This is a genomic window from Endozoicomonas sp. ALB091 (assembly GCF_049310265.1).
Taxonomy (GTDB): Bacteria; Pseudomonadota; Gammaproteobacteria; order Pseudomonadales; family Endozoicomonadaceae; genus Endozoicomonas.
In genome coordinates this window covers 690,529-710,773 of record NZ_JBLYNQ010000007.1, presented here as the reverse complement: position 1 = coordinate 710,773, position 20,245 = coordinate 690,529, and the positions used below count along the sequence as shown (strand labels likewise).

18 protein-coding genes are annotated in these 20,245 nt (G+C 50.7%); 7 read left to right on the top strand and 11 right to left on the bottom strand.

Annotation, left to right across the window (positions count from 1 at the left end; all coding sequences use genetic code 11):
* Window positions 1-42 precede the first annotated feature (42 nt).
* Entirely contained in the window at window positions 43-3,180 is a 3,138-nt protein-coding gene (locus ACO6UX_RS14975) for a hypothetical protein (RefSeq protein ID WP_422448885.1), read from the bottom strand.
* A gap of 449 nt (window positions 3,181-3,629) precedes the next feature.
* Here ACO6UX_RS14975 and ACO6UX_RS14970 point away from each other — a divergent pair, with 449 nt between their 5' ends.
* Window positions 3,630-5,138, top strand: a complete 1,509-nt coding sequence (locus tag ACO6UX_RS14970) for an NTP/NDP exchange transporter (protein WP_422448883.1) — start codon at window positions 3,630-3,632, stop codon at window positions 5,136-5,138.
* 22 nt (window positions 5,139-5,160) lie between these two features.
* Here ACO6UX_RS14970 and ACO6UX_RS14965 read toward each other — a convergent pair whose 3' ends face one another.
* The 5 genes from ACO6UX_RS14965 to ACO6UX_RS14945 all read right to left on the bottom strand — a co-directional run bounded on the left by ACO6UX_RS14965 (window position 5,161) and on the right by ACO6UX_RS14945 (window position 9,695).
* A complete protein-coding gene (locus tag ACO6UX_RS14965) occupies window positions 5,161-6,336 on the bottom strand; it encodes a hypothetical protein (RefSeq protein ID WP_422448881.1) in 1,176 nt (391 codons plus the stop codon).
* A 386-nt stretch (window positions 6,337-6,722) separates the two neighbouring features.
* Entirely contained in the window at window positions 6,723-7,385 is a 663-nt protein-coding gene (gene artM, locus ACO6UX_RS14960) for an arginine ABC transporter permease ArtM (RefSeq protein WP_422448879.1), read from the bottom strand.
* A 2-nt stretch (window positions 7,386-7,387) separates the two neighbouring features.
* Window positions 7,388-8,107: an arginine ABC transporter permease ArtQ gene (gene artQ, locus ACO6UX_RS14955; protein WP_422448877.1), complete on the bottom strand. Its 720-nt coding sequence runs from the start codon at window positions 8,105-8,107 to the stop codon at window positions 7,388-7,390.
* A gap of 2 nt (window positions 8,108-8,109) precedes the next feature.
* Complete coding sequence (locus ACO6UX_RS14950) at window positions 8,110-8,886, bottom strand: transporter substrate-binding domain-containing protein (RefSeq protein WP_422448875.1); 777 nt, start codon at window positions 8,884-8,886, stop codon at window positions 8,110-8,112.
* A gap of 59 nt (window positions 8,887-8,945) precedes the next feature.
* Entirely contained in the window at window positions 8,946-9,695 is a 750-nt protein-coding gene (locus tag ACO6UX_RS14945; protein WP_422448873.1) for an ATP-binding cassette domain-containing protein, read from the bottom strand.
* A gap of 285 nt (window positions 9,696-9,980) precedes the next feature.
* Between ACO6UX_RS14945 and argR the strand changes: the two genes are divergently transcribed.
* Window positions 9,981-10,451, top strand: coding sequence for a transcriptional regulator ArgR (gene argR / locus ACO6UX_RS14940; protein WP_422448871.1), 471 nt, complete (start codon window positions 9,981-9,983; stop codon window positions 10,449-10,451).
* A gap of 265 nt (window positions 10,452-10,716) precedes the next feature.
* Here argR and ACO6UX_RS14935 read toward each other — a convergent pair whose 3' ends face one another.
* The gene (locus ACO6UX_RS14935) at window positions 10,717-11,847 is read right to left on the bottom strand and encodes a hypothetical protein (protein WP_422448869.1); all 1,131 of its coding nucleotides are present in this window, start codon (window positions 11,845-11,847) and stop codon (window positions 10,717-10,719) included.
* Window positions 11,848-12,347: 500 nt separating this feature from the next.
* On the opposite strand from ACO6UX_RS14935, the gene ACO6UX_RS14930 reads away from it, so the two are divergent.
* From ACO6UX_RS14930 to ACO6UX_RS14915, 4 genes are all read left to right on the top strand, one after another.
* Complete coding sequence (locus tag ACO6UX_RS14930) at window positions 12,348-13,466, top strand: ABC transporter permease (RefSeq protein WP_422448867.1); 1,119 nt, start codon at window positions 12,348-12,350, stop codon at window positions 13,464-13,466.
* Between the two features lie 2 nt (window positions 13,467-13,468).
* Window positions 13,469-14,239 carry an ABC transporter ATP-binding protein gene (locus ACO6UX_RS14925; RefSeq protein WP_422448865.1) on the top strand — a complete coding sequence of 257 codons (771 nt, stop codon included), beginning with the start codon at window positions 13,469-13,471 and terminating at the stop codon, window positions 14,237-14,239.
* 66 nt (window positions 14,240-14,305) lie between these two features.
* On the top strand, window positions 14,306-15,256 hold the full coding sequence (locus tag ACO6UX_RS14920; protein WP_422448863.1) for an MlaD family protein: 951 nt from the start codon (window positions 14,306-14,308) through the stop codon (window positions 15,254-15,256).
* Complete coding sequence (locus ACO6UX_RS14915; protein ID WP_422448861.1) at window positions 15,253-15,879, top strand: PqiC family protein; 627 nt, start codon at window positions 15,253-15,255, stop codon at window positions 15,877-15,879. Before ACO6UX_RS14920 ends, ACO6UX_RS14915 begins: the two co-directional genes overlap by 4 nt.
* On the opposite strand, the gene ACO6UX_RS14910 is transcribed toward ACO6UX_RS14915, so the two are convergent.
* Both ACO6UX_RS14910 and udp read right to left on the bottom strand, forming a co-directional pair.
* Window positions 15,814-16,617, bottom strand: coding sequence for a hypothetical protein (locus ACO6UX_RS14910; protein ID WP_422448859.1), 804 nt, complete (start codon window positions 16,615-16,617; stop codon window positions 15,814-15,816). The two genes, ACO6UX_RS14915 and ACO6UX_RS14910, sit on opposite strands and share 66 nt — an antisense overlap.
* Before the next feature lie 280 nt (window positions 16,618-16,897).
* Window positions 16,898-17,671, bottom strand: coding sequence for a uridine phosphorylase (udp, locus tag ACO6UX_RS14905; RefSeq protein ID WP_422448857.1), 774 nt, complete (start codon window positions 17,669-17,671; stop codon window positions 16,898-16,900).
* A 202-nt stretch (window positions 17,672-17,873) separates the two neighbouring features.
* Between udp and ACO6UX_RS14900 the strand changes: the two genes are divergently transcribed.
* Window positions 17,874-19,217, top strand: a complete 1,344-nt coding sequence (locus ACO6UX_RS14900; protein ID WP_422448855.1) for a sodium-dependent transporter — start codon at window positions 17,874-17,876, stop codon at window positions 19,215-19,217.
* Here ACO6UX_RS14900 and ACO6UX_RS14895 read toward each other — a convergent pair whose 3' ends face one another.
* On the bottom strand, window positions 19,218-19,391 hold the full coding sequence (locus tag ACO6UX_RS14895) for a hypothetical protein (protein WP_209203657.1): 174 nt from the start codon (window positions 19,389-19,391) through the stop codon (window positions 19,218-19,220).
* A gap of 72 nt (window positions 19,392-19,463) precedes the next feature.
* Window positions 19,464-20,210 carry an FKBP-type peptidyl-prolyl cis-trans isomerase gene (gene fkpA, locus ACO6UX_RS14890; RefSeq protein WP_422448853.1) on the bottom strand — a complete coding sequence of 249 codons (747 nt, stop codon included), beginning with the start codon at window positions 20,208-20,210 and terminating at the stop codon, window positions 19,464-19,466.
* Window positions 20,211-20,245 lie beyond the last annotated feature (35 nt).

The window sequence follows — 20,245 nt, the reverse complement described above, 5'->3', positions numbered from 1 at the left end:
AAAAAACAGGTTACCGCAGGGGCTTTGCAGCTAAACAAGGTGTTATTCAGATGCAATGTCCGGGAAGGTACTCTGCAGAGGCGGCTGAAGCCAGTTATCGATAATCAATATAGCTTTATTCTTACAGTCTTCTATCACGCTTTTGTCATCAACCTTCAGTGAATCAAGGGCTGTTTTTATTTTGGCAATGATTGGCTCACGCATGGCAAGCAGCTCATCCCTGATGGGCAGGGAAAGTATGCTGATCGATTGCAGGATATACAGGTCATCGGCTGCCAGGTCCGGCGCAAACAGAACCAGCCGGAGAACGGTAAGGGTCACCAGGTTTTCCACATTATCCAGTGTTTCCTGATCGATCACATTATCACTCTGGCGGTCAGCATCGATTGCTATGATTGCCTGATAATAGCTGTTGGCGATAGAGGTAATGATCTGGATCAGTTGCGTCCGCATATCCAGTTCCGGTTTGCCAAAATAGAATTTCTGGCGGCGAAAAGAGTCGGTCATTTCCTGGTTGGCAAAATTGACACCAACCATCTCTTCCTCCGGGTAGAAGGAGACGACATTGAGCATCTTCAGCCGGGACCAGGCGTAAATCTTCTTTCTTAATGAGTCAGTAGTACCATATTCAAAAATATTGACAAAAAAATGCGCCATCGACTGGCTGATCACATCCACCGTTTTTTCGTCATGGACCAGTGCTTTCACCATGGCCTGGGTTGAGAATCCCACGGCTGCCAGCAGGTAATCACCATAAGATGCCCACGTGTCCAGCACATCTTGTGATTTGGCTGTCATCTGTATGTCATGTTTAAGGCCCCAGCCTTGCAGCATTTTCAGGTAGATATTGCTGATGTCCTGTTTGGCAAATGCCGGATCCAGGGCTTTCAGGGCAGCGAAAACCTGCCGGGTAAAGTGTTCAATGTCACCCTGCTCCCTGAGTATCTCAAAGGCTGGGTTCAGTCGTGCTACTGCCAGGGTTTTCATCACCAGGTTGTCTTCCGTAAATTCGGCGTGAAAATAACGCTGGGTATAAGCAGCCAGGGCCAGTGTGGCCGCCGCCCGGGACTGTGGATAATGTTCCGGGTGAGCCAGCAGATGACTGGACAGGCTCCAGTAACGGGTGAGCAGGCCTTCCAGTGTGGCACGGTATGAGCGGCTGGTCTGGGCTTCAATGCTGAGCTTGCGGTTAAGGGCATTGACTTTGTTGGCCAGCTCGTCCTGGATCTGTTTATCCTCTGAAGACAGAATGCCCGTGGTGCTGCCAATCCCGTTTTTGATCACCGTTTGCAGGTGCACAATGGCCGGTTCGCCCAGGGAACGCAGGCCAAATTCGAACATGGAGGTCAACAGGTAGTAAGACGCCAGATTCCAGTAGGGAGGATTGCCAGCCACTAGCCGCTTGACAGTCAGGGGTTCAAGGATGGCCACCAGTATTGAATAGCCCAGGGCAGTACCCTGGATGGTGATCGTGGATATGGTTTCCTTGTCCGGAAGGTAGCTCTGATACCAGGATTTGCTCGGGGCCCGTGGCCGTGGTTTCCCGGAAGGCAGTTGGGGAATCTGGCTGATCCATGGTATATCGGGGAATTCCGGCAGATCCTGTGCTGAACCATCCGGGGAGGAAAGCCTGAACCAGGTGGTCAGTTGCTGCTGATACCAACGCCTCACCTTTGAACTTGTTTTGTATTCAGGTTCCAGTATTTCCAGGGCTGCCACGACTTCAGGGATCAGTTCCTGACGATACAGTGGCCGGAAGGCCAGCAGGGTTGAACGGATCAGGCTGTCATCATTGGTAACTTCAACGTTTTCCCGGTAATGCTGAACCAGCGCTGCGGCCAGCAAACCGGCGCTGGCCTGGTCGTCATCGACCCGCTGCAGGTTGAAAGCTTCTGCCAGGTTGACCACCAGGGCCTCCAGGGCGCGCTGGGCATTGGAGCGGGCAAAGTTGGGCTGTTCGGCCAGAATGGCGGTGGCATTTTTTTGCAGGGTGTTGAAGTAATGGTTGGCGAATTCCCCGGTGGGCGATGTCGAACTGCCTTTGCCGGTATCAATGGCCCCCCAGTTTTCCAGGCTGCGGCGGGAATTGGAGGAGAACCGTTCAATGTTTGCTTTGGTGGTTGCCATCCCGGTTACCCTGGCAAAATGGTCCACCACGGTGTAGACCACCGGTGTCTTCTTTTTGTCCAGGAAATGGAGCAGTACCGCCGGCACAGAGACCCCCATAATGAAAATGGCGTTTCTGATGTAGTGCTCAGGAACCCCCTTGAGGACGGACTGGATGACCCCGGGCCTGGTTCCCTTTTCGGACATGATGGCCATGCCCTCCAGTTCCTCTATGGCACCGTTTTCAAAGTCGCTGCAGTCCTGATAACTGATCTGCCACTGGTTCAGGAGATCGCAGTAACGCAGGTTAATCAATGTTGAGCGTCGGACCAGTGGATCCATGGTCTGCAGATGGCGCTGGATGTCGTTGCGAAACTCCGGAATATCGGACCAGTCAATATGGTAATTGAAATGGGTCCTGATGCTGTCAGCTCCGTCACTGGCCCTGGCTTCGGGATGAATGTAAACCATGGTCTGTACGGCGAGGGCGATCATGGCACTGGCCCGGTCATAATCTCCATCAGTCAAAGCGAGTCTGGCGGTGGAGGCGATGTTGTCCAGAATGTCCTGCAGACGGAAATAGGTTTTTCTCGCTTTCTGGGCATTCATGCTGAGAATGGAAAAGGTAAACAGAGAACGGAACAGGAGATCGGTTTGCAGATCATCGGTCTGCTTTTTCAGATGTTCGTCCGACAGCGTTTTGTAACTGAGGCTCTCCAGCCGGGCGCTGAGATTGTCGGTCAAATGCTGGCTGGTTGAACGCCGGATATTACTGCCGTGGATTTTCAGTAAGGTTTGGAGAAAGGTGTAATTATGCTGTTTTAAATAATTTTTACTGATGTTCAGGGCAATTTCTGAACTTAATGGCACCAGGCCCCAGGCAACCGCCGTTTTCAGAGTGTTCACCAGACGACTGATCTCCCCGTTTTTGCTTTGCTCCGCTTGCTTCTGCCGGTCAGTTTCAGCCTGATGAACCGCTGCAAAGACGCTAGTACCGGAATATGGCAGCAAACTTGCCATTAACAGGCATAAAAACATAAGAAGAATACGGTAGTAGCAATAACCTGTTTTCATTGAGATAAGAAACCGGAGTGATAAATATCTAACCACTCAAAATAGGCTGTAATGCGCCTGGTGGTGATAAATATTTGTTATTTATGTTTTGATTTTTTTTATAAGAGATTTTTTTATAAGAGCGAACGATGATTCAATGGGAGTTTTTTCTCCTGAATTTAGGGTTTTGTTGATTTGTTTGTCCGAATGTAACAACTTATAAAGTTTTTTATTTCGTTCTTTTTTTGAAACTGGTAATTGAATGAAATAACCATTATTTTTCTATTGTTGTTTCAGGGTTGAACAGAGAGGTCAGGGAGTCAATTCTCTTTGACAACCTCCCGCCGGTAATGGGCTGCATCTGGCTCGTGAACAGGTTTTCAGGCTGATAGTGGACTTCCGTGTTTGTTACTTCGGCTTATTTTAGGCCGTATTAAAGGGGCGAGGTTATCTGTTTCGGAGGTTTCTGAATGAGTTCTGATCCTGAGTTCAGCAAATGGCGGAAACGGTTCTGGCCGGTTCACAGTCATGAGCTGAAAAAGCTTATCCCCATGATTTTGATGTTTTACCTTATTCTTTTTAATTATACGATTCTCAGGGACACCAAAGATACCCTGGTGGTCACCGGTGCCGGTTCCGGTGCCGAGATTATCCCATTTCTGAAACTCTGGGTTAATGTCCCTTTTGCTATCGGGTTTACCCTGATTTATTCGCGCATGAGTAACCTGGTGAGAAGGAATACACTTTTTTACCTGGTGATTACCACATTTATCCTGTTCTTTGTTTTCTTTGCGCTCTGGCTCTATCCCAACCGCGATACCCTGCACTTTCATGATACATCGGACTATCTGCAAAGTGTTTTACCACCGGGGTTCAAGGGGCTGATTGCGGTGATGCGTAATTGGACCTTCTCTCTGTTTTATGTCATGTCGGAGTTGTGGGGCAGTGTCTGCCTGTCGATGCTGTTCTGGGGATTTGCCAACCATATCAATACCATTGCCGAGTCAAAACGGTTTTATGCCCTGTTTGGCATGATGGGCAATCTGGCGCTGCCCACGGCAGGTTATTTTGTCTATATTGCCTCCGGAGTCAGGGAGAACCTGCCGGAAGGTGTGGATTGCTGGGGGTATTCCCTTAATCTGATGACCGCGGTTCTGACGCTGGGCGGGGCGTTGATTATTTTGATTTACTGGTGGATAAACCGTTATGTCCTGAGTGATCCCAGCTTATACCATCAGCTGGGTGCCCATGAGCCAGCTAATGAAAAACTGAGCCTGTCCCTGCGCGACAGCCTGAAAATGATTATTCATTCCAGATATCTCCTGTGCATTGCCCTGCTGGTGATCAGCTACGGGGTGTGCATCAACATGGTGGAGGTTACCTGGAAAAATCAGCTTCGTATGCAGTTTCCGGACCCGAATAATTACAACCAGTTTATGGGGCTGTTTTCAACCTGCACCGGGTTGGTGACGATCTTTATGATGCTGTTTCTCACCAATAATGTGATCCGGTATTTCGGCTGGACATTCGCGGCGCTGTGCACGCCGGTCATATTATTGGTCACCGGGTCCCTGTTTTTCTGTTTTGTCCTGTTCCGGGACTGGTTGCCTGAAAGCCTGATACTCTCCCTGGGGATTGCCCCGTTAATGCTGACGGTGATTTTGGGGGCAATTCAGAATATTCTGAGTAAATCGACCAAATACGCCCTGTTCGACCCCACCAAGGAGATGAGTTATATCCCCCTGACGCCGGAACAGAAGGTAAAGGGCAAGGCGGCAGTGGATATTATTGGCAATCCCACCGGGAAATCCACGGGTTCATTGATACAGCAGATATTGATGGTGGTGCTGGGGTCACTGTCTGCCATTGCGCCCTATGTTGCGGTGATTGTTCTCTGTTTCTTCGCAATCTGGATTGCATCTGCCCGGTCGCTGGGCAGGCGGTTCACGGAAATCACTGAGCAGAAGCATATGGAATAAGCATCATGCTGCTTTTTTTTGATTATGGCTCGACCTCAGCATAAAAAAGCTGGCAGCGCTTGAGTTCGGTAAGGTAACGGTCCCTGAATGATGGTTCGATATCGGAAACACGCAGCCAGCTGGTTACGGCATTGCCGGAACTGATGGTTGCTACTCTTGGGTCAACAATGCGACAACGGACATTCTCAAACGTTATGGTGTTTGCCCCGGGATGGGTGACCTCATGCACCTTATGCCAGGCGGTCAGCATTTGCCCGGCTAATGTGCGTACACCGGGCAAGGTGCTTTGGTGTATTTTCTGCCAGACCTGATCGTCACCCATGGTAAAAAACAGATCATCGGCCCCGAGTTCTCCTGCCCTGACCAGCTGTTTCAGGGCATCGGCTGTCCAGAGATAGAGAACCCGTCCCCAGGCGGTAACAAAAATATGCCGGTTCAGTTCAATACTGGCATCGGCGGTCAGCCGCGCGGATTCCAGGCTTTTGGAATACCAGTGTTGCGATAACGGGTCAAAGAACAGGTCTGCCAGGATAGCATCGACCTGTTGTCTGGTGAGCTTTTTTCGTCTGGCAGCGCCCTGCACTATATAATCAAGCCGATCAGCAGCAAGGTCTGGTAGTGGCCGTTCCAGTCGGGTAAACGAGGGATTTTTTTTGGGGTGGACGGTTTCAGACGACAGGTGATGTCTGTTCAGGATCGGGGTAATGCTGTGTCTGTCCACAAAGTTGGTGAACTGTGAATCGTGATAGTCCGGGTTGCCTGCTGAGCTGTCAGAAAACAGGTAGTCAGACACATGGCTGAAGGTGCTGTGGGGCAAGTCATGGAGCAGACCGCTGACCTGTTCCGGGAAGGGGGCTCCGAAACGGTTGAGTAAATAGAAGACACCCAGAGAATGGTCGTAACGGGAGTAGGGTTCATTGTTACTGCCCTGTGAGTCCACCATCTGTATGGGGCCATACTGGTTGATATGTTTCAGCCTGTTGACTGCCGGGTGGGCCAGAAGGGAAGAGAGTAGCCGGGATTGATCATTTGCCATGGCCTTAAACGATATGGTTCCGTAAAAGGTGTCGATGCCTTCGATATGGCTTTCAAGATGGTTTTCAATATGACTTTCAATGTCAGTTTGATTGCCATTGGCGGACAGCTCATGGCTGATGATAACGATAAATGGTACCAGACAGCTCAATAATTTGATCATTGCTCAATTATGTATCCGGTGTGCCTGACTGTTTTATTAATGAACGTTATTAGCCAGGCTGTGTGACGTTGTCGTAATGTTTTACCTGTGGACGCCAACCGTGTATTACCTAGTGCAGCTAAGCGCTGTTACCCATACCGTTCGTCCTGAGCTTGTCGAAGGGCGGAAACTCCGGACTCTGATAGATCGTGCCAAGCACCCTTCGACTCCGCTCAGGGTGAACGTGGTGTACGGGTAATAACGCTTAGCCGCAGTAGGGCTGTCTATTCTCGGACAGCCTCCTAGGTAAACATGGCCTGGATGACCACCGACAAGTGTAGCCAGCAGGCCGGGATCTGCAAAAAAATCAAACAGGGGTTGTCGGAATTGGCGTTTTACCCAAAGAATCAGCGGCTAAACGCCAGAACTTTGTGTTCCATAAACCGGATCAGTACTGTCAGAACGCCCGTCATGGCCAGATAGATCAGGCCAGCCATGGTGAACACCGTTAATGTGTCGTAAGTTTGTGCGTTCAGTCTGGCCGCATAGCCCATTAAGTCCATCAGGGTGATGGTACTGGCCAGGGACGAACCTTTCATAACCAGAATGACCTCATTGCCATAGGCGGGCAGTGCCCGGCGCACGGCATGGGGCAGGATGACCCGCAGCAGTGCCTGTCTGTTGGTCATGCCCAGCGCCATACAGGCTTCCCGGTCACTGTTTGGCACGGCATCAATGGCTCCCTTGAATAACAAGGTAGAATAGGCGGCTGAGTTCAGTGCCAGGGCCAACATGGCGCAGAACCAGGGTTGGCTTAACCAGGGCCGGAGAACGCTGTTTCTGATGGCGTCAAACTGAGCCGGACCGTAATAAATCAGAAATATCTGGATCAGCAATGGCGTGCCGGTAAACAGCAGAATCTGCAGTTTGACCAGCCAGGTCAGCGGCCTCACTTTCAGGGCAAGCACCAGGGTGAACAGGATGGCCAGCACCAGCCCGGTAAACAGGCTGACCAGGGTCAGTTCCAGTGTGGTGCCAAGACCTTTCAGCAGCTCGGGTAAATAGTCCATATTCATGCGGTGGCCTCACCGGGGTTGACTGGTTTGTCAACGGGCATTTCTGTCACGCCGTTACTGGACGTCAGGTGTCGATTAGATCGGGATTTCATGCGTTCCAGTATATGCTGGCTGACCAGGGTAATTGCCAGGTAAATAAGGGCGGCAACACCATACCAGGTAAATGGTTCATAGGTACTGGCGGCAGTCATCCTGGCCTGGAGCAGTAAATCGTTGACACCAATCAGGGCAACCAGCGCCGTATCTTTCAGCAGTACCAGCCACTGGTTACCCAGACCGGGCAGGGCGTGACGCCAGGTTTGCGGCAGGATAATGCGGAAAAAGCAATGGCTGCGGCTGATCCCCAGTGCTACCGCTGCTTCGGTCTGTCCTTTGGGGACCGCCATAAAAGCGCCGCGCAGGGTTTGTGAGGCGTAGGCCGAATAAATTAACGACAGGGCAAGGGTACCGGCAACAAACGGGCTGACTTCAATAAACTCATCCGTTAGCAGGAACAGGGCATGGGTTGAGCCAAAGTAGACGAAAAACACCACCAGGATTTCCGGTAGCCCACGCAATATGGCAACCAGGGTGCTGGTGGCGAGGGCAAGGGGTTTGCAGCGGCTGAGTTCGGCCAGGGAAAAAGCGACGGCCATTAACAGGCCCAGAACCAGTGATGACAGGGCAAGGCCCAGGGTCATCACGGTTGCTTTGGCGAAGAGAGTGGTCAGGCCCACAGTTATCTCACCTGTGCAGAGTTGAAATACTTGGCATGCAGCTGCTGGTAAACACCGCTCTCTTTTACCTGAGTGAGCGCCGTGTTCAGTTTTTCCACCAGGGGGTCACCTTGACGGGCCGCGATGCCCATGCCGATGCCAAAGTAATTGGCATCCTTCACTTCTTCACCCACGCTCTGGTATTGATCTTTGCCCTGCTGAACCAGCCACTCACGGGCAACCGCCGTATCGGCAAACACGGCATCAACCCGACCATTGGTCATATCCAGCAAGGCGTTCTGGTAGCTGTCGTATGGGCGGGTTTTCACGCCCTGTTTTTCCAGTTTGTCGATCAGATAGGCCTGGTGGGTACTACCATTTTGTACTCCGACGGTTTTACCCTTCAGATCTTTGGCTTCTTTAACATCACTGTTGATGCCAGCCACAAAGATGGCTGAGTTTTCATAATAGGGCTGGGTAAAGGCGACCTGTTCCAGTCGTTTCGGGGTGATATCCATGCCGGAAATGATGGCATCAAAGCGACGGAATTTCAGGCCGGGGATCAAACTGTCAAACGGCTGGTTGTTGAACTCGCAGGTGGCATCCAGTTCGGCGCAGATGGCATTGGCCAGTTCAACGTCAAAACCCGTCAGCTCATTCTGTTCATTAAAGAACTCGAAAGGAGGATAGGTCGCCTCCATACCAAAACGAATGGTGTCCTGCGCCTGGCTTATCCCGGAAAAAGACAGGGAGGCGAAGGCAGTACTGGCCAGGGCGACAGTGGCAATTATTTTTTTCATCGGGCTTTCCTTAATGACAGCTGGTTCTTGAAAGCAATGGGTTGTTGGTTGCGATTGAATTAATGTTGCAGGTAACGTTTAAATGCACGGGTTTGTGGGGCGGTGAATCGTTCAGCAGTCCCTTCCTCGACAATTTCCCCGTTTTCCAGATAGACCACGCGGCTGGCGATTTTCCGGGCAAAGTCCACTTCGTGGGTGACCACTACCATGGTAATGCCAGACGCCTGCAGCTCGTTGATAATGGCCACCACCTGATTGGTAATGGCCGGGTCCAGTGCGGCGGTGGGTTCATCAAACAACAATACTTCCGGAGAGAGCATCAGCGCCCGGGCAATGGCTACCCGCTGCTGCTGGCCACCGGACAGGGAAGCGGGCCAGGCGTTGGCTTTATCCGCCAGCCCCATCCGTTGCAGCAGTCCCATGGCCTTGTCTCTGGCCCCTGCTTTGGGCATACCCTGTTGAACAGGCGCTTCCATCAGGTTCTCCAGAACCGTCATATGGGGCCACAGATGATACTGCTGGAAAACCATGCCGACTTTGCGTCGCAGCTGGCAGGCTTTTGCTGCTGCAGTCGAGGATGATGGTTTCTGGTGCTTTTTTTGTGGAAAACTGAATTCCATATCGGCTATGTTGAGAGTGCCCTGATCCGGACTCTCAAGAAGGTTCAGCATGCGTAATAGCGTACTTTTTCCTGCTCCGCTGGAACCCAGTAATACCGTTGTTTCACCTTTACTGATGCTGAAGCTGATGTCCCTCAGTACCTGATGGCCACCAAAGGATTTGCTGAGGCTCTGTACTGCGATGCCCATTGCCTGAATCTTCTTATTGCCGGTTGAAATTTATGGCTGAATTGTCCAGTACTGATTGGATAAAATCAACAAAAAAATGAATAAAAATTCATATTGCAAAGGTAAGGGTCTATAATTGTCGCCAATTTATAACGCTCACCCTTCGAACACATCCAGCAAGTGGAAAATCGAAGGTTGCGCTGGTTTTTGGATATATGATTGATTAAAAATGCTGCATTACTCAGGATTTTCCGATAAAGGATAACCCTGAAAGCAGCATTTTTTCTGGAAGGTTATTTGACGACTATGACTAGCCAAAAACAGGATGCCCTGGTTCGCTCTTTCCGTCAGTTGCTTAAAGAAGAGCGCTGCGGCTCCCAGGGCCAGATGGTGACTCTTCTGCAGGAGCAGGGGTTTGACAATATCAGTCAGTCCAAGGTATCGCGCATGCTCAGCCGTTTTGGTGCGGTCCGGGCGCGCAATGCATTGAATGAGCTGGTTTACTGCCTGCCTCCTGAGCTGGGCAAGATGGATTCCAGTATTGCGGTAAAAGATCTGGTAGAAGACGTTAGCCATAATGAGTCCATGATTGTGATCAAAACCAGCCCGGGTGCCGCCCAGATGATCGCCAGGCTCCTGGACTCTATTGGCGTAAAAGGTGGGATTATGGGGTGTGTGGCGGGGGATGACACCATTCTTGTGGTACCTGCCAGTGTGCAGGAGATTAAAGAGATTACGCTGAGTATTGCCGGGATGTTTAACCCGGATATTTCATAAACGTGCTCCCGATCTCGCTTGTCCTTTGCCGCTCTAAGGGAGTTTTGCTCAGTCGACCGTACTCCCCGGTACGGCGCTCCTTCACAAAATCCCTTAGAGCGACAAAGTCCTTCGCGATATTCGGGGCAGTTTATGAAATATCCGGGTTAACTGAGTGTTCCTGTTTTTGCAGGAACACTTTTTGTGTCCGGAGCAGTTGGTGGCAATGCTTGACCAGTGATCAGATGAGTGGTTCGGACTGGTGCACGTTTATAAAATATCCGGGTTAAGACGTTGACGAGCGGGAGGGATCTTCAAAATACAATGTAATGCTTTTGGCAAGAAAAAAAATCTTGTTTTCATCTGGAAGGATGCCGGGATGTGATGAGTGAAGTAATGTTGAATTATTTGATATTTTCGAGAATAACCATTTTGGGTCGTATCTCAATCTGCCACGAATATTACCCTGTTTCAGGTAAACCGATGGATCTACTCTCTGGTCTATTTCAGTAGCAGGGATTTTAAAGCTGATAAACAGTAATTGGCCGGATTTCAGGTGGCAGCATGCTTGCCCCTGAAGTGTGGATTTTGCTCTGGGTGTCCCTTTCAGGCTGACAATATTGCTATCGAGCAGTTTGTTAAAAAGCGACGTAATTGTATTGTAAACTTTCTGCTGATCTTTCGTTAAGATGGGAATATGTAGTAAATGTTGTGTCGTTGAATCTTTTTTAAAAATTTTTATGCTGTTTTTAGCAAGATGAATGGGGTTGGGTGGGGTATGCTGCTGCGCTTCTTTCAAAAAGCATCGGGCAGGCATTGAGATAACTTTCTTTACCATCGCGTCGTCATCAAATAACAAATTACCTGATATAGCGTACTTTTTTTGCAGTGTGTGCAGCGGTAATCCGCTGTTTGATAAATCCTTTTTGAAGTGTACCTGAATGCGCAGTCTACTTCCCCCGGGGGAAAAGCTGGCAAAACCTGCGCTAAGTTCTTTATTGATATATCCAAAGTTAGCGGTTATCACTTTTCCGTTCCATGCTCTGAGCGTGTTGATAATGGCATAGTGGTTAACAGAAGGTATCTCAGGTAGTGCTTTGGCTGAAGTTGCCTGATCAACAGCCGTCTCACCAGCAACGGTGATACCTGATTTCGATTTTTCCTTTTTGCACAAGGAAGCGGTTTGCGTCAGTGAGCCGTTTTGCCTGCCAGTGCCCTTCCCATCAGAGAGCGTGGTGTTTGCAAAGATGGGCTCTCCTCTTAAAGTGCTGGGAGCAGGTGGTTTATCGGTATCTGGTGGATCAATATACCTTCTGCCTTCCACTATTTGCAGTAACGCTTCGCATATAGGATTTTCTTCATATCTGGGACTGTAGTTTGGAACTGCAAACGGGTTATGAAAGGCTGCTGTGCCCATTTTTTTTACCTCTGAAGAGGTAGGGGTCCACACTGAAGAGGTGGGGGGAGGCAGTGGCAGGGTGGTAACGGGACATAGTTTTGTTTCCAGTGAATCGATACTCCCCGTCTCACGTCCCAACCATAACAAGCGTGTGGTAGGGATCAGGGGTTGTAGATATTGTGACCCACATGGGTGAATCACCCTCAATGTCTGGTTCATAATGGCGAACATTACCTGGTTGAGGTTACTTCAAGAATGTAGGAGCTGGGAGGCTGACCGAGAATAGCCTCCCTGGAGCCTGTCCCAAAATAGTTTCGACAAGCACAGCAATCAGGACGAACGTAACTTTGAAACTCAGAAATCTGGAAACTATTTCGGGACAATCCCTTATTAAGAAAGCAAATCTGGTAAATAGTTCCCGCTTTAGCCGTTTTGATGCCTGGTAAGTATTTCTCACGCTTGCCTGCTGGTGGTGTTTTTCTGTTATTATTGACCATTTTTTCAAGGCATTAACCAGCATGAACCAGGCGACACTGACCTTTGATAAAGTGTCTGACCCAAAGGTTGTGATCACTCTTCAGGGCAGCTGGACGGTTAGTGGTGTTTTGCCAGCCCTGGATCAGCTTTCTGCTTTACCGGATTATGATCAATTAAAAACCGTTGCCTTTATTACCGGTGATGACTTCTCGTGGGACTCCAGACTGCTGGCCTGGCTATTGGCCTGCCAGCGCATGCTGGAGCCTTCCCATTGCCAGCTTGATCTCAGTGGCCTGCCTGAGGACGTAAAAGATCTGTTCAGGCTTGCCAATACCGTACCGCCCAATAAGGCCTTGCCGGATAGAAACCCATCCCTGTTGCATCGGCTGGTCGACCGGGTTGCCCGCCTGGGTGATGAGGCGATGGAGCTGTTGGCGTTTATTGGCGAACTGGCACTGTCCCTGTGCCGCTGGTTGTCCCGGAAAGGATCCGCCCGCTGGTCCGATATTATCAGCTTTTGCCATCAATCCGGGCCTTCTGCCTTGCCGATTATCACGCTGCAAAGTGTTCTGATCGGGATGATTCTTGCTTATCTGGGTATGGTCCAGCTCCGACAGTTTGGTGCCGAGGTGTATGTCGCCAATCTGGTGGGGGTTGGCATGGTGCGTGAGATGGGAGCATTGATGACGGCGGTGATTATGTCCGGTCGAACCGGTGCCGCCTATGCCGCCCAGCTGGGCACCATGCAGGTTAATGAAGAGATTGATGCATTGACAACTCTGGGCATAAAACCCATGGATTATCTGGTGTTACCCAGAACCCTGGCCCTGATTCTGACCATTCCTCTGCTCTGTCTGTACAGTAATATTCTGGGCATGCTCGGGGGTGGGCTGGTGGCTACCAGTATGGATATTAGCTGGTTGATGTTCCTTTACCAGCTCCAGGATGCTATTTCTTTTGGTGATATCATGACCGGCGTTGCCAAGAGCTTTCTGTTTGCCCTGATGATTGCCATGGCCGGGTGTCGTGCCGGCCTGGCTTGTGGTCGTTCCTCCGCTGCGGTAGGGCAGGCGACGACCAACGCGGTAGTGACCGCCATTATTTATCTGGTGGTGGCCGATGCTGGACTGAATATCCTTTTTTATCACCTGGGAATTTGAGCATGGGGCAACTGCAGCAGGAAGGTCAGGAGGTGGTGATTGAAGCCCGTGGCTTGACCATGAAGTATGGTAGCAACCTGATTCAGTCCAACCTGCATTTTCAAATCAGCAAAGGTGATGTGTTTGTCATTATGGGGGGCAGTGGCTGCGGTAAAAGCACGCTCCTGAAACATATGATTGGGCTCTACCAGCCGACAGAGGGCGATATCCTGTTTGGCGGGCAGAGTTACTTTGCCGCATCCCCGGAGCAACAGTTGGCGATGCGTAAACGCTGGGGCGTTACCTATCAGGGGGGCGCGTTGTTCAGTGATAAGACACTGGCTGAGAATGTTGCCCTGCCACTGGCACAGTATACGACACTGTCTAGTAAAGATATTCAGGATATGGTGCGTTATAAACTGGCACTGGTGGGTTTGGCCGGTTTTGAAGACTTTTACCCATCCCGGATCAGTGGTGGTATGTGTAAGCGTGCAGGGCTGGCCAGGGCCATTGCCCTGGACCCGGATATCCTGTTTTTTGATGAACCCTCGGCTGGACTGGACCCTCTCAGTGCCAGACGACTGGATGACCTGATTCTGCAATTAAGAGATTCCACCGGTGCCACGGTCGTTATTGTCACCCATGAGCTGGCCAGTATTTTTGCCATTGGCAGTAATGGGGTCTACCTCGATGCCAACAGCAAAACCCAGCTGGATACCGGGTCTCCCGACTATATGCTTAACCACAGTAAACACGATCTGGTCAGAGCGTTTCTGTCCAGAGGTGAGTGTTAAGGATGGGGGAATTTAAAAGCGACTCTACGAATCAATCAGTGAGGCTCGCTTTTCCGAGAGAAGCCTATGAATAGAAAATCCTTGTCAGTATCCGTTGGCCTTTTTGTCATCCTGATCATCACCATGACGTTTGCCCTGGTGTTGTTTCTTAATGCGGATGGTTTTTCGAGGAAGGCTGTCCAGCGTTATCAGATCCTGTTTGACAGCTCGATCAAAGGCCTGAATGTTGGTGCTCCCGTGACTCTTCGCGGTGTGAAAATTGGTGAAGTGGTCACCATCAAGACCAAGTTGTATCACAATCATCAGAAGGTCTTGAATGTGGTCACCATTGATATGTACCCGGATGCCATCAGTGAGCATGATAGCAGTGACCAAAATGTGCTGGGACAGTTGCTGCAGCAGGGGCTCAGTGCCCAGGTTGGGCTGCAGAGTGTATTGACCGGGATGCTGTATATCGAGGTGGATTTTTTTGACTCTGTGCCGGAAATGCAGCCTGTGGCCACCGAGTATCCACAGATTCCCACGGTGCCCAATAACCTGGAAGAGTTTATTGAGCGGTTTGAGAGCATTAATATTGCGGAAATGGCCAGCAGTTTAACGGAAGTTCTTGATAATCTGTCCCGGCTGACCGGAGATGATCGCCTGAACAAACTGATTGATAATGTTGATAAGGCATTTGTCAGTATGGCAGCGATGTCCGATGAGATGACCTCAAGCATGGCGGGCATTCGCAAAGAATTTGCTGCCATGTCACAGGATTCCGGGGAAGTGACCGCATTGCTGAAAACCCATCTGCCTGCCGCCACGCAGCAGTTGAATGAAACCATGCTGCAACTCCAGCAGACCATGTCCGCAGCGGAAGAGACACTGGCACCTGACTCACCATTGATGTACCAGCTGATGCAGAGTTCAAAAGACATCAGTCGTGCTTCCAGGGCGGTGGACGATCTGGCGGACTTGCTGCAACGCCAACCCGATTCGATTATCTTTGGTAGACAGTCAGGAGACGTACGGTGAGCCGTTACCTTCGTATATTGAACCTTGTTATGGGGCAGAACGCTGCTGCAAAGGCTTTTTTCCTGATCATATTGCTCTCGGGCTGTTCCGCCAGGAACCCCAACTATCATGATTATACGCTGGTGGCGGCAACGGTTTCACAAGAGCAGACTGTGCTGCCGGACACCGCTACACTGGGGGTTTTTCCGGTGAGTGTTGCCGGTTGGCTGGATAAGAAAACAATTACCTGGAGCGATGGTGGTGTTCGTTTACAGTCCTCTGCGAATGATCACTGGGGGGAGCCCTTGCCAGAGCTGCTGACACAGGCTATGGTGCAGAATCTGCGTCAACAGGTTCACTCTGGCACTTGGATAAGCTCCGGCCCCTGGGTCCGCAATAAACGCCCGGAAGTGGTCGCATTTGTTGATGTTCAGTCTATAGCGCTGGTGAACCGGCAGTTACAGATGAACGTGGCCTGGTCCCTGGAAGGGCAGGATCAGCAGGTCATTGCCCGGCAGGAGAGAGTCTATACCCTGCCGCTGGCGAGTGATGTTTCTACACAAGCTCTCGTTCAGACATTAAGCCAGGTCTGGGGGGGGGTTGCCAACGATATGCTTCAGGGTTTTCCCGGGCTTGGCAACTAAGGGCGCACGTGAGGCAATCTCCCCGGCAGGTGGTTCGGGGATGGTATCTTCGGACACCTTCCTGTGTTGATCTTCAGGCATGATGTTGCGCTTTCGGCAGCCTCTGAAGTGATTATTGTCAGTGTTCTCAAGTAATACAAAGTCGCCAATCCCATTTAAATCAAAGTTTTTCAACTGATCGTCAGTTACGGGGAAGTAGAAACCATAAGCATCAACAGCGCTCATAATGGTGCCCTTGTTATTTACTGTAATGACTGGCTTTTGCAACACTCTGGCAACCAGGGGGACGATGACTGTATACATCCATTTGCCATCACATTTGATGGCGTCCATACCGGTCATGCCATCGTGCTCGAAATCATTCGTTAAATAGAAGTAAAGGTCTTCTTCCGGCACAGAATCAGAATCCCGCCAGCTTTCGTCTTCATTGAAACGTGAATGATTGTTTTCGTAATCCTGTAGCCATTCTTTTGCTTCTTCATACACCTGTTGACGTAAGCTGTGAGCATCCCGGCCGGGGCGTTGCGCGCATGACACAAGGGCAGCATGGAAAAAACAATTGCCATCGCCGGGGACATCGACAACTTCGTACCCCTGGTTGTACACAATGTTGGAGGTGCTTTCAGATAAACTGCTGAGTATGTCACTCAGTCTATCGATGTCACGGGAAAATTTAGAAGGATTGGTAGAAAGGGTATTGTTTGGTGAGCAGGCATTGATAGCACAGTCCGTAGACATGACGGTAAGCACTCCAAAAACTGCTGCTGCGACGAAGCATCCTGAAGAGATCGCACTCAAGGTAAATGCTGCAGACACAATGGTAGAAGCCGCTGGGAATATACACACTGCCCAGCGCTTCCAGCTGGCCTGTGGTTGATCTGTCGGAGGCGCATCTCCGGATCGATCCACAGGACCGTTGGATAAAGGTGTTAGTAACGATTGTATCAAAGGAGTCTCACCGGAACGTTGTATCATTCCCAATCTTATTTCCATGCCCATCCGGGGCCTGGTTTAATATTCAGCCAATGCTGCCCAGAAGCCTCCTGGCTGCTCCGATCACGGTGTTAATCGCGTTGGGCTCAACACTGGCCAGCTTTTCAGTATCTGGCGTTTCATTGCAGGTACGGTTAACAATGACCCCGGCAACGCACCCGGCCTTAAGCCCCATGGCAGAACACATGGTCAGAAGGGTTGCGGACTCCATTTCATAGTTAAGCACCCCCATCGACTGCCACTCTGCCATAGAGCCCTGTAGCTCTTTTCTGACCCGCTGGGTGAAGGTGTCATAACGTTCCTGACCGGGGTAGAAGGTGTCGCTGGAGGCGGTAATACCTGTCCAGAAGTTAAGCCCGCCTTGTTCAGCGGTATCTACCAGTGCCCGGGTACACTGAAAGTCAGCAACGGCAGGATAGCTGATGGGGGCAAAATGTCGGCTGGCACCGTCCAGGCGGACGGAACCGGTGGTGATAATGACATCACCCACATTGATATGGGGCTGGATGGCACCTGTGGTGCCAACTCTCAGAAAAGTCCGGATGCCCAGTTGTGCCAGCTCTTCTACGGCAATAGATGTGGAGGGTCCACCGATACCGGTTGAACAAACCACGACAGACTGACCCTCCAGCTCCCCTCGCCATGAGGTGAACTCCCGGAGGCTGGCCAGCTTGATCGGGTTATCCATCAGTTCAGCAATACGTTCGACCCGCTCCGGATCGCCAGGGACAATGGCCAGTGTGGCACCATTCAGAACCTTCTGGCTCAGGCCGAGATGAAAAACTTCGCTACTGCTCATATATGCCTCTGGGAACGTCCCCTGGATCATTGAACTTTACCTCTTAGCATCCATCATAGACGCATCCATGGGGAGTGTTTATCGATCTGGATCAATATTTGATCCACTGAAATCGAGCCCGTCCGATGATATAAGTATGCGTTTGCGTCTATGCTGATAATGACCTGTTGGTCAGTACATACCAGTAGAAAATGGACAGTCCATGCCACCTGAAAACAGAATCACTTCCAATCGCGCGTTTATTTTCGCTATTGCCGGGGCTGCCATCGGTTTGGGAAATATCTGGCGTTTCCCTTATGTAGCCGGTGAAAACGGAGGAAGCCTGTTTTTCCTTCTTTATATTATTTTTGTGGGGTTGCTGGGGTTGCCAGTCATGGTTGCCGAGATTGTGGTTGGCCGGGCAGGGCGGGCTTCACCTGCCAGCAGTCTGCGGCAGCTGGCGGTGAGTGCTGGCCATACCAGGCACTGGAGTAAGCTGGCCTGGATGGGAACGCTGGCGGCCACAATGATTCTCTCATTCTACAGTGTGGTGTCCGGCTGGGTGCTGCACTTTTTCTTCCAGTCGCTCTCGGGGGGGCTTCCAGCCAACAGCATTCAAGCGACTTCGATACATTTTCAACAGCTGCTGGAATCACCCTGGCAGGTGGTTTTATACCACGGTCTGTTTATTGTTATGACCGTGGCCATCAGTGGTCGAGCCGTTTCCAAAGGCATTGAACAGCTGAATAACTGGCTGATGCCCCTGATGTACCTGATTCTGGTGGTTCTACTGATATATGCCAGTCAGTTCAGTGGTTTTGCGCCAGCCCTTGATTACCTGTTTGCTTTCCGGTTTGAGGCGGTCAGCGGCGGTGTGGTGCTGGAGGCAATGGGCCATGCCTTTTTCACCCTGGCCATTGGTGCCTGTTGTCTGATGGCCTATGGGGCTTATATGCCGGAGAGGCAGTCGGTGGTTAAGGCGGTATTGGTGGTCGCCTTGCTTGATGTGCTGGTGGCGGTAATGGTCGGTATTGCCACCTTTGCCGTGGTATTCAGTGAAGGGCTGTCGGTGGCGGAAGGTCCCGGGCTGATGTTTATCACCCTGCCGGTTGCCCTGGCTCAAATGCCCTTTGGCTCGCTGGTTTTACCCTTATTCTTTCTTCTTCTGGTCATGGCGGTTTGGACATCGGCAGTCAATCTGGCGGAGCCGCTGGTGGTGATGATGAGTCGCCTGTGTTCAGGCTTCCGCGCAACAGGAGCCACCATAGCCGGTGTTATGATATTTCTGGTCGGGTTAATACCCGGGCTCTCTTTCAGTGTCTGGAAGCAGGTTGCTGTTGATGGTAAAACGTTGTTTGACCTTTATACCGCCTTTGCTACCCAGGTTATGCTGCCAGCCGTTGGGCTTCTGGTACTTTATTTTTGCGGTTATATCATGGAAAGAAAAGTGCTGATTGAACAGTTGGGAATGCAGGGTAAATCCCTGAAAACCTGGCAGCTCCTGATCCGCTGGGTCAGCCCTGCATTGCTGTTGATGGTCATCATCGGTGAGCTGTTTCAATTTTGATCACATCAGAGATTTGATCAGAGCTGCCACTAACATAACAAAAATTAATACCATGGCGATTTTGGCAAGCTTGCCCTGCTGTTCATTAGTCAGCGGTTTGCCATGGCGCTCCGTCAGCTTAACCACAACAAACAGGGTGATGAACAAAAGTACTAAAATAGAGATCAGGTTCATATTTCACCAAAAATAACGGGCAGTCGTCGTACTGCCCGTTATTGTACCCAGCCTGAGGATTTATTTCGTGGTTTATTCGCTGGCGGCTTCTTCTTTGCCTTCAATGCTGATCAGCTCAACCTCAAATACCAGCACGGAGCCTGCTGGAATGGAACCAACTTCCTGGTCGCCGTAAGCCAGCTCAGCGGGAATCGTCAGGCGATATTCAGAGCCAACAGACATCAGGGCAACACCCTCAGTCCAGCCCTTGATCACGTTTGCCAGGGGGAAAGTCGCTGGCTGGCCTCTCTGCTTGCTGCTGTCGAAAACAGTGCCGTCAGTCAGCGTACCGGTATAATGAACGGTAACAGTATCCGCTGCGGTTGGTTTTGGGCCGTCTCCCTGCTTGATAACTTCATATTGCAGACCGGACTCAGTCACGGAAACTCCTTCTTTCACGGCGTTATCTTCCAGGTATTTGGCACCGGTTTTACGGGTCTCCTCACGCTTTTTGGTAGCGTTCTCCTGAACGACGGTGTTCATCTTCTGCTCATGAGCCCTAAGCGCTGCACCCATCTCCTCCTCGTTCATTTTGACCTGATCGGCAAGGGCGTCCAGCAAGCCCTGCTGAACCAGCGCACGGTCAAGCACAACACCAAGCTCATCCTGCTGCTTCAGTGTCTGACTGGCAAAGTTACCAACAGAGGCACCAATGGCATAGGCGGCTTTCTGATCATCCGTGTTTAACTCAACTTCAGGAGCCTGGGTGGTCTTTTCCTGACAGCCTGATGCCAAGAGTACAGCGGCTGCCAGAGCAGATATCTTAATAACCTTCTTCATATCAGTTTCCGTTGTTTTTGGCCAGAAATGCCGTA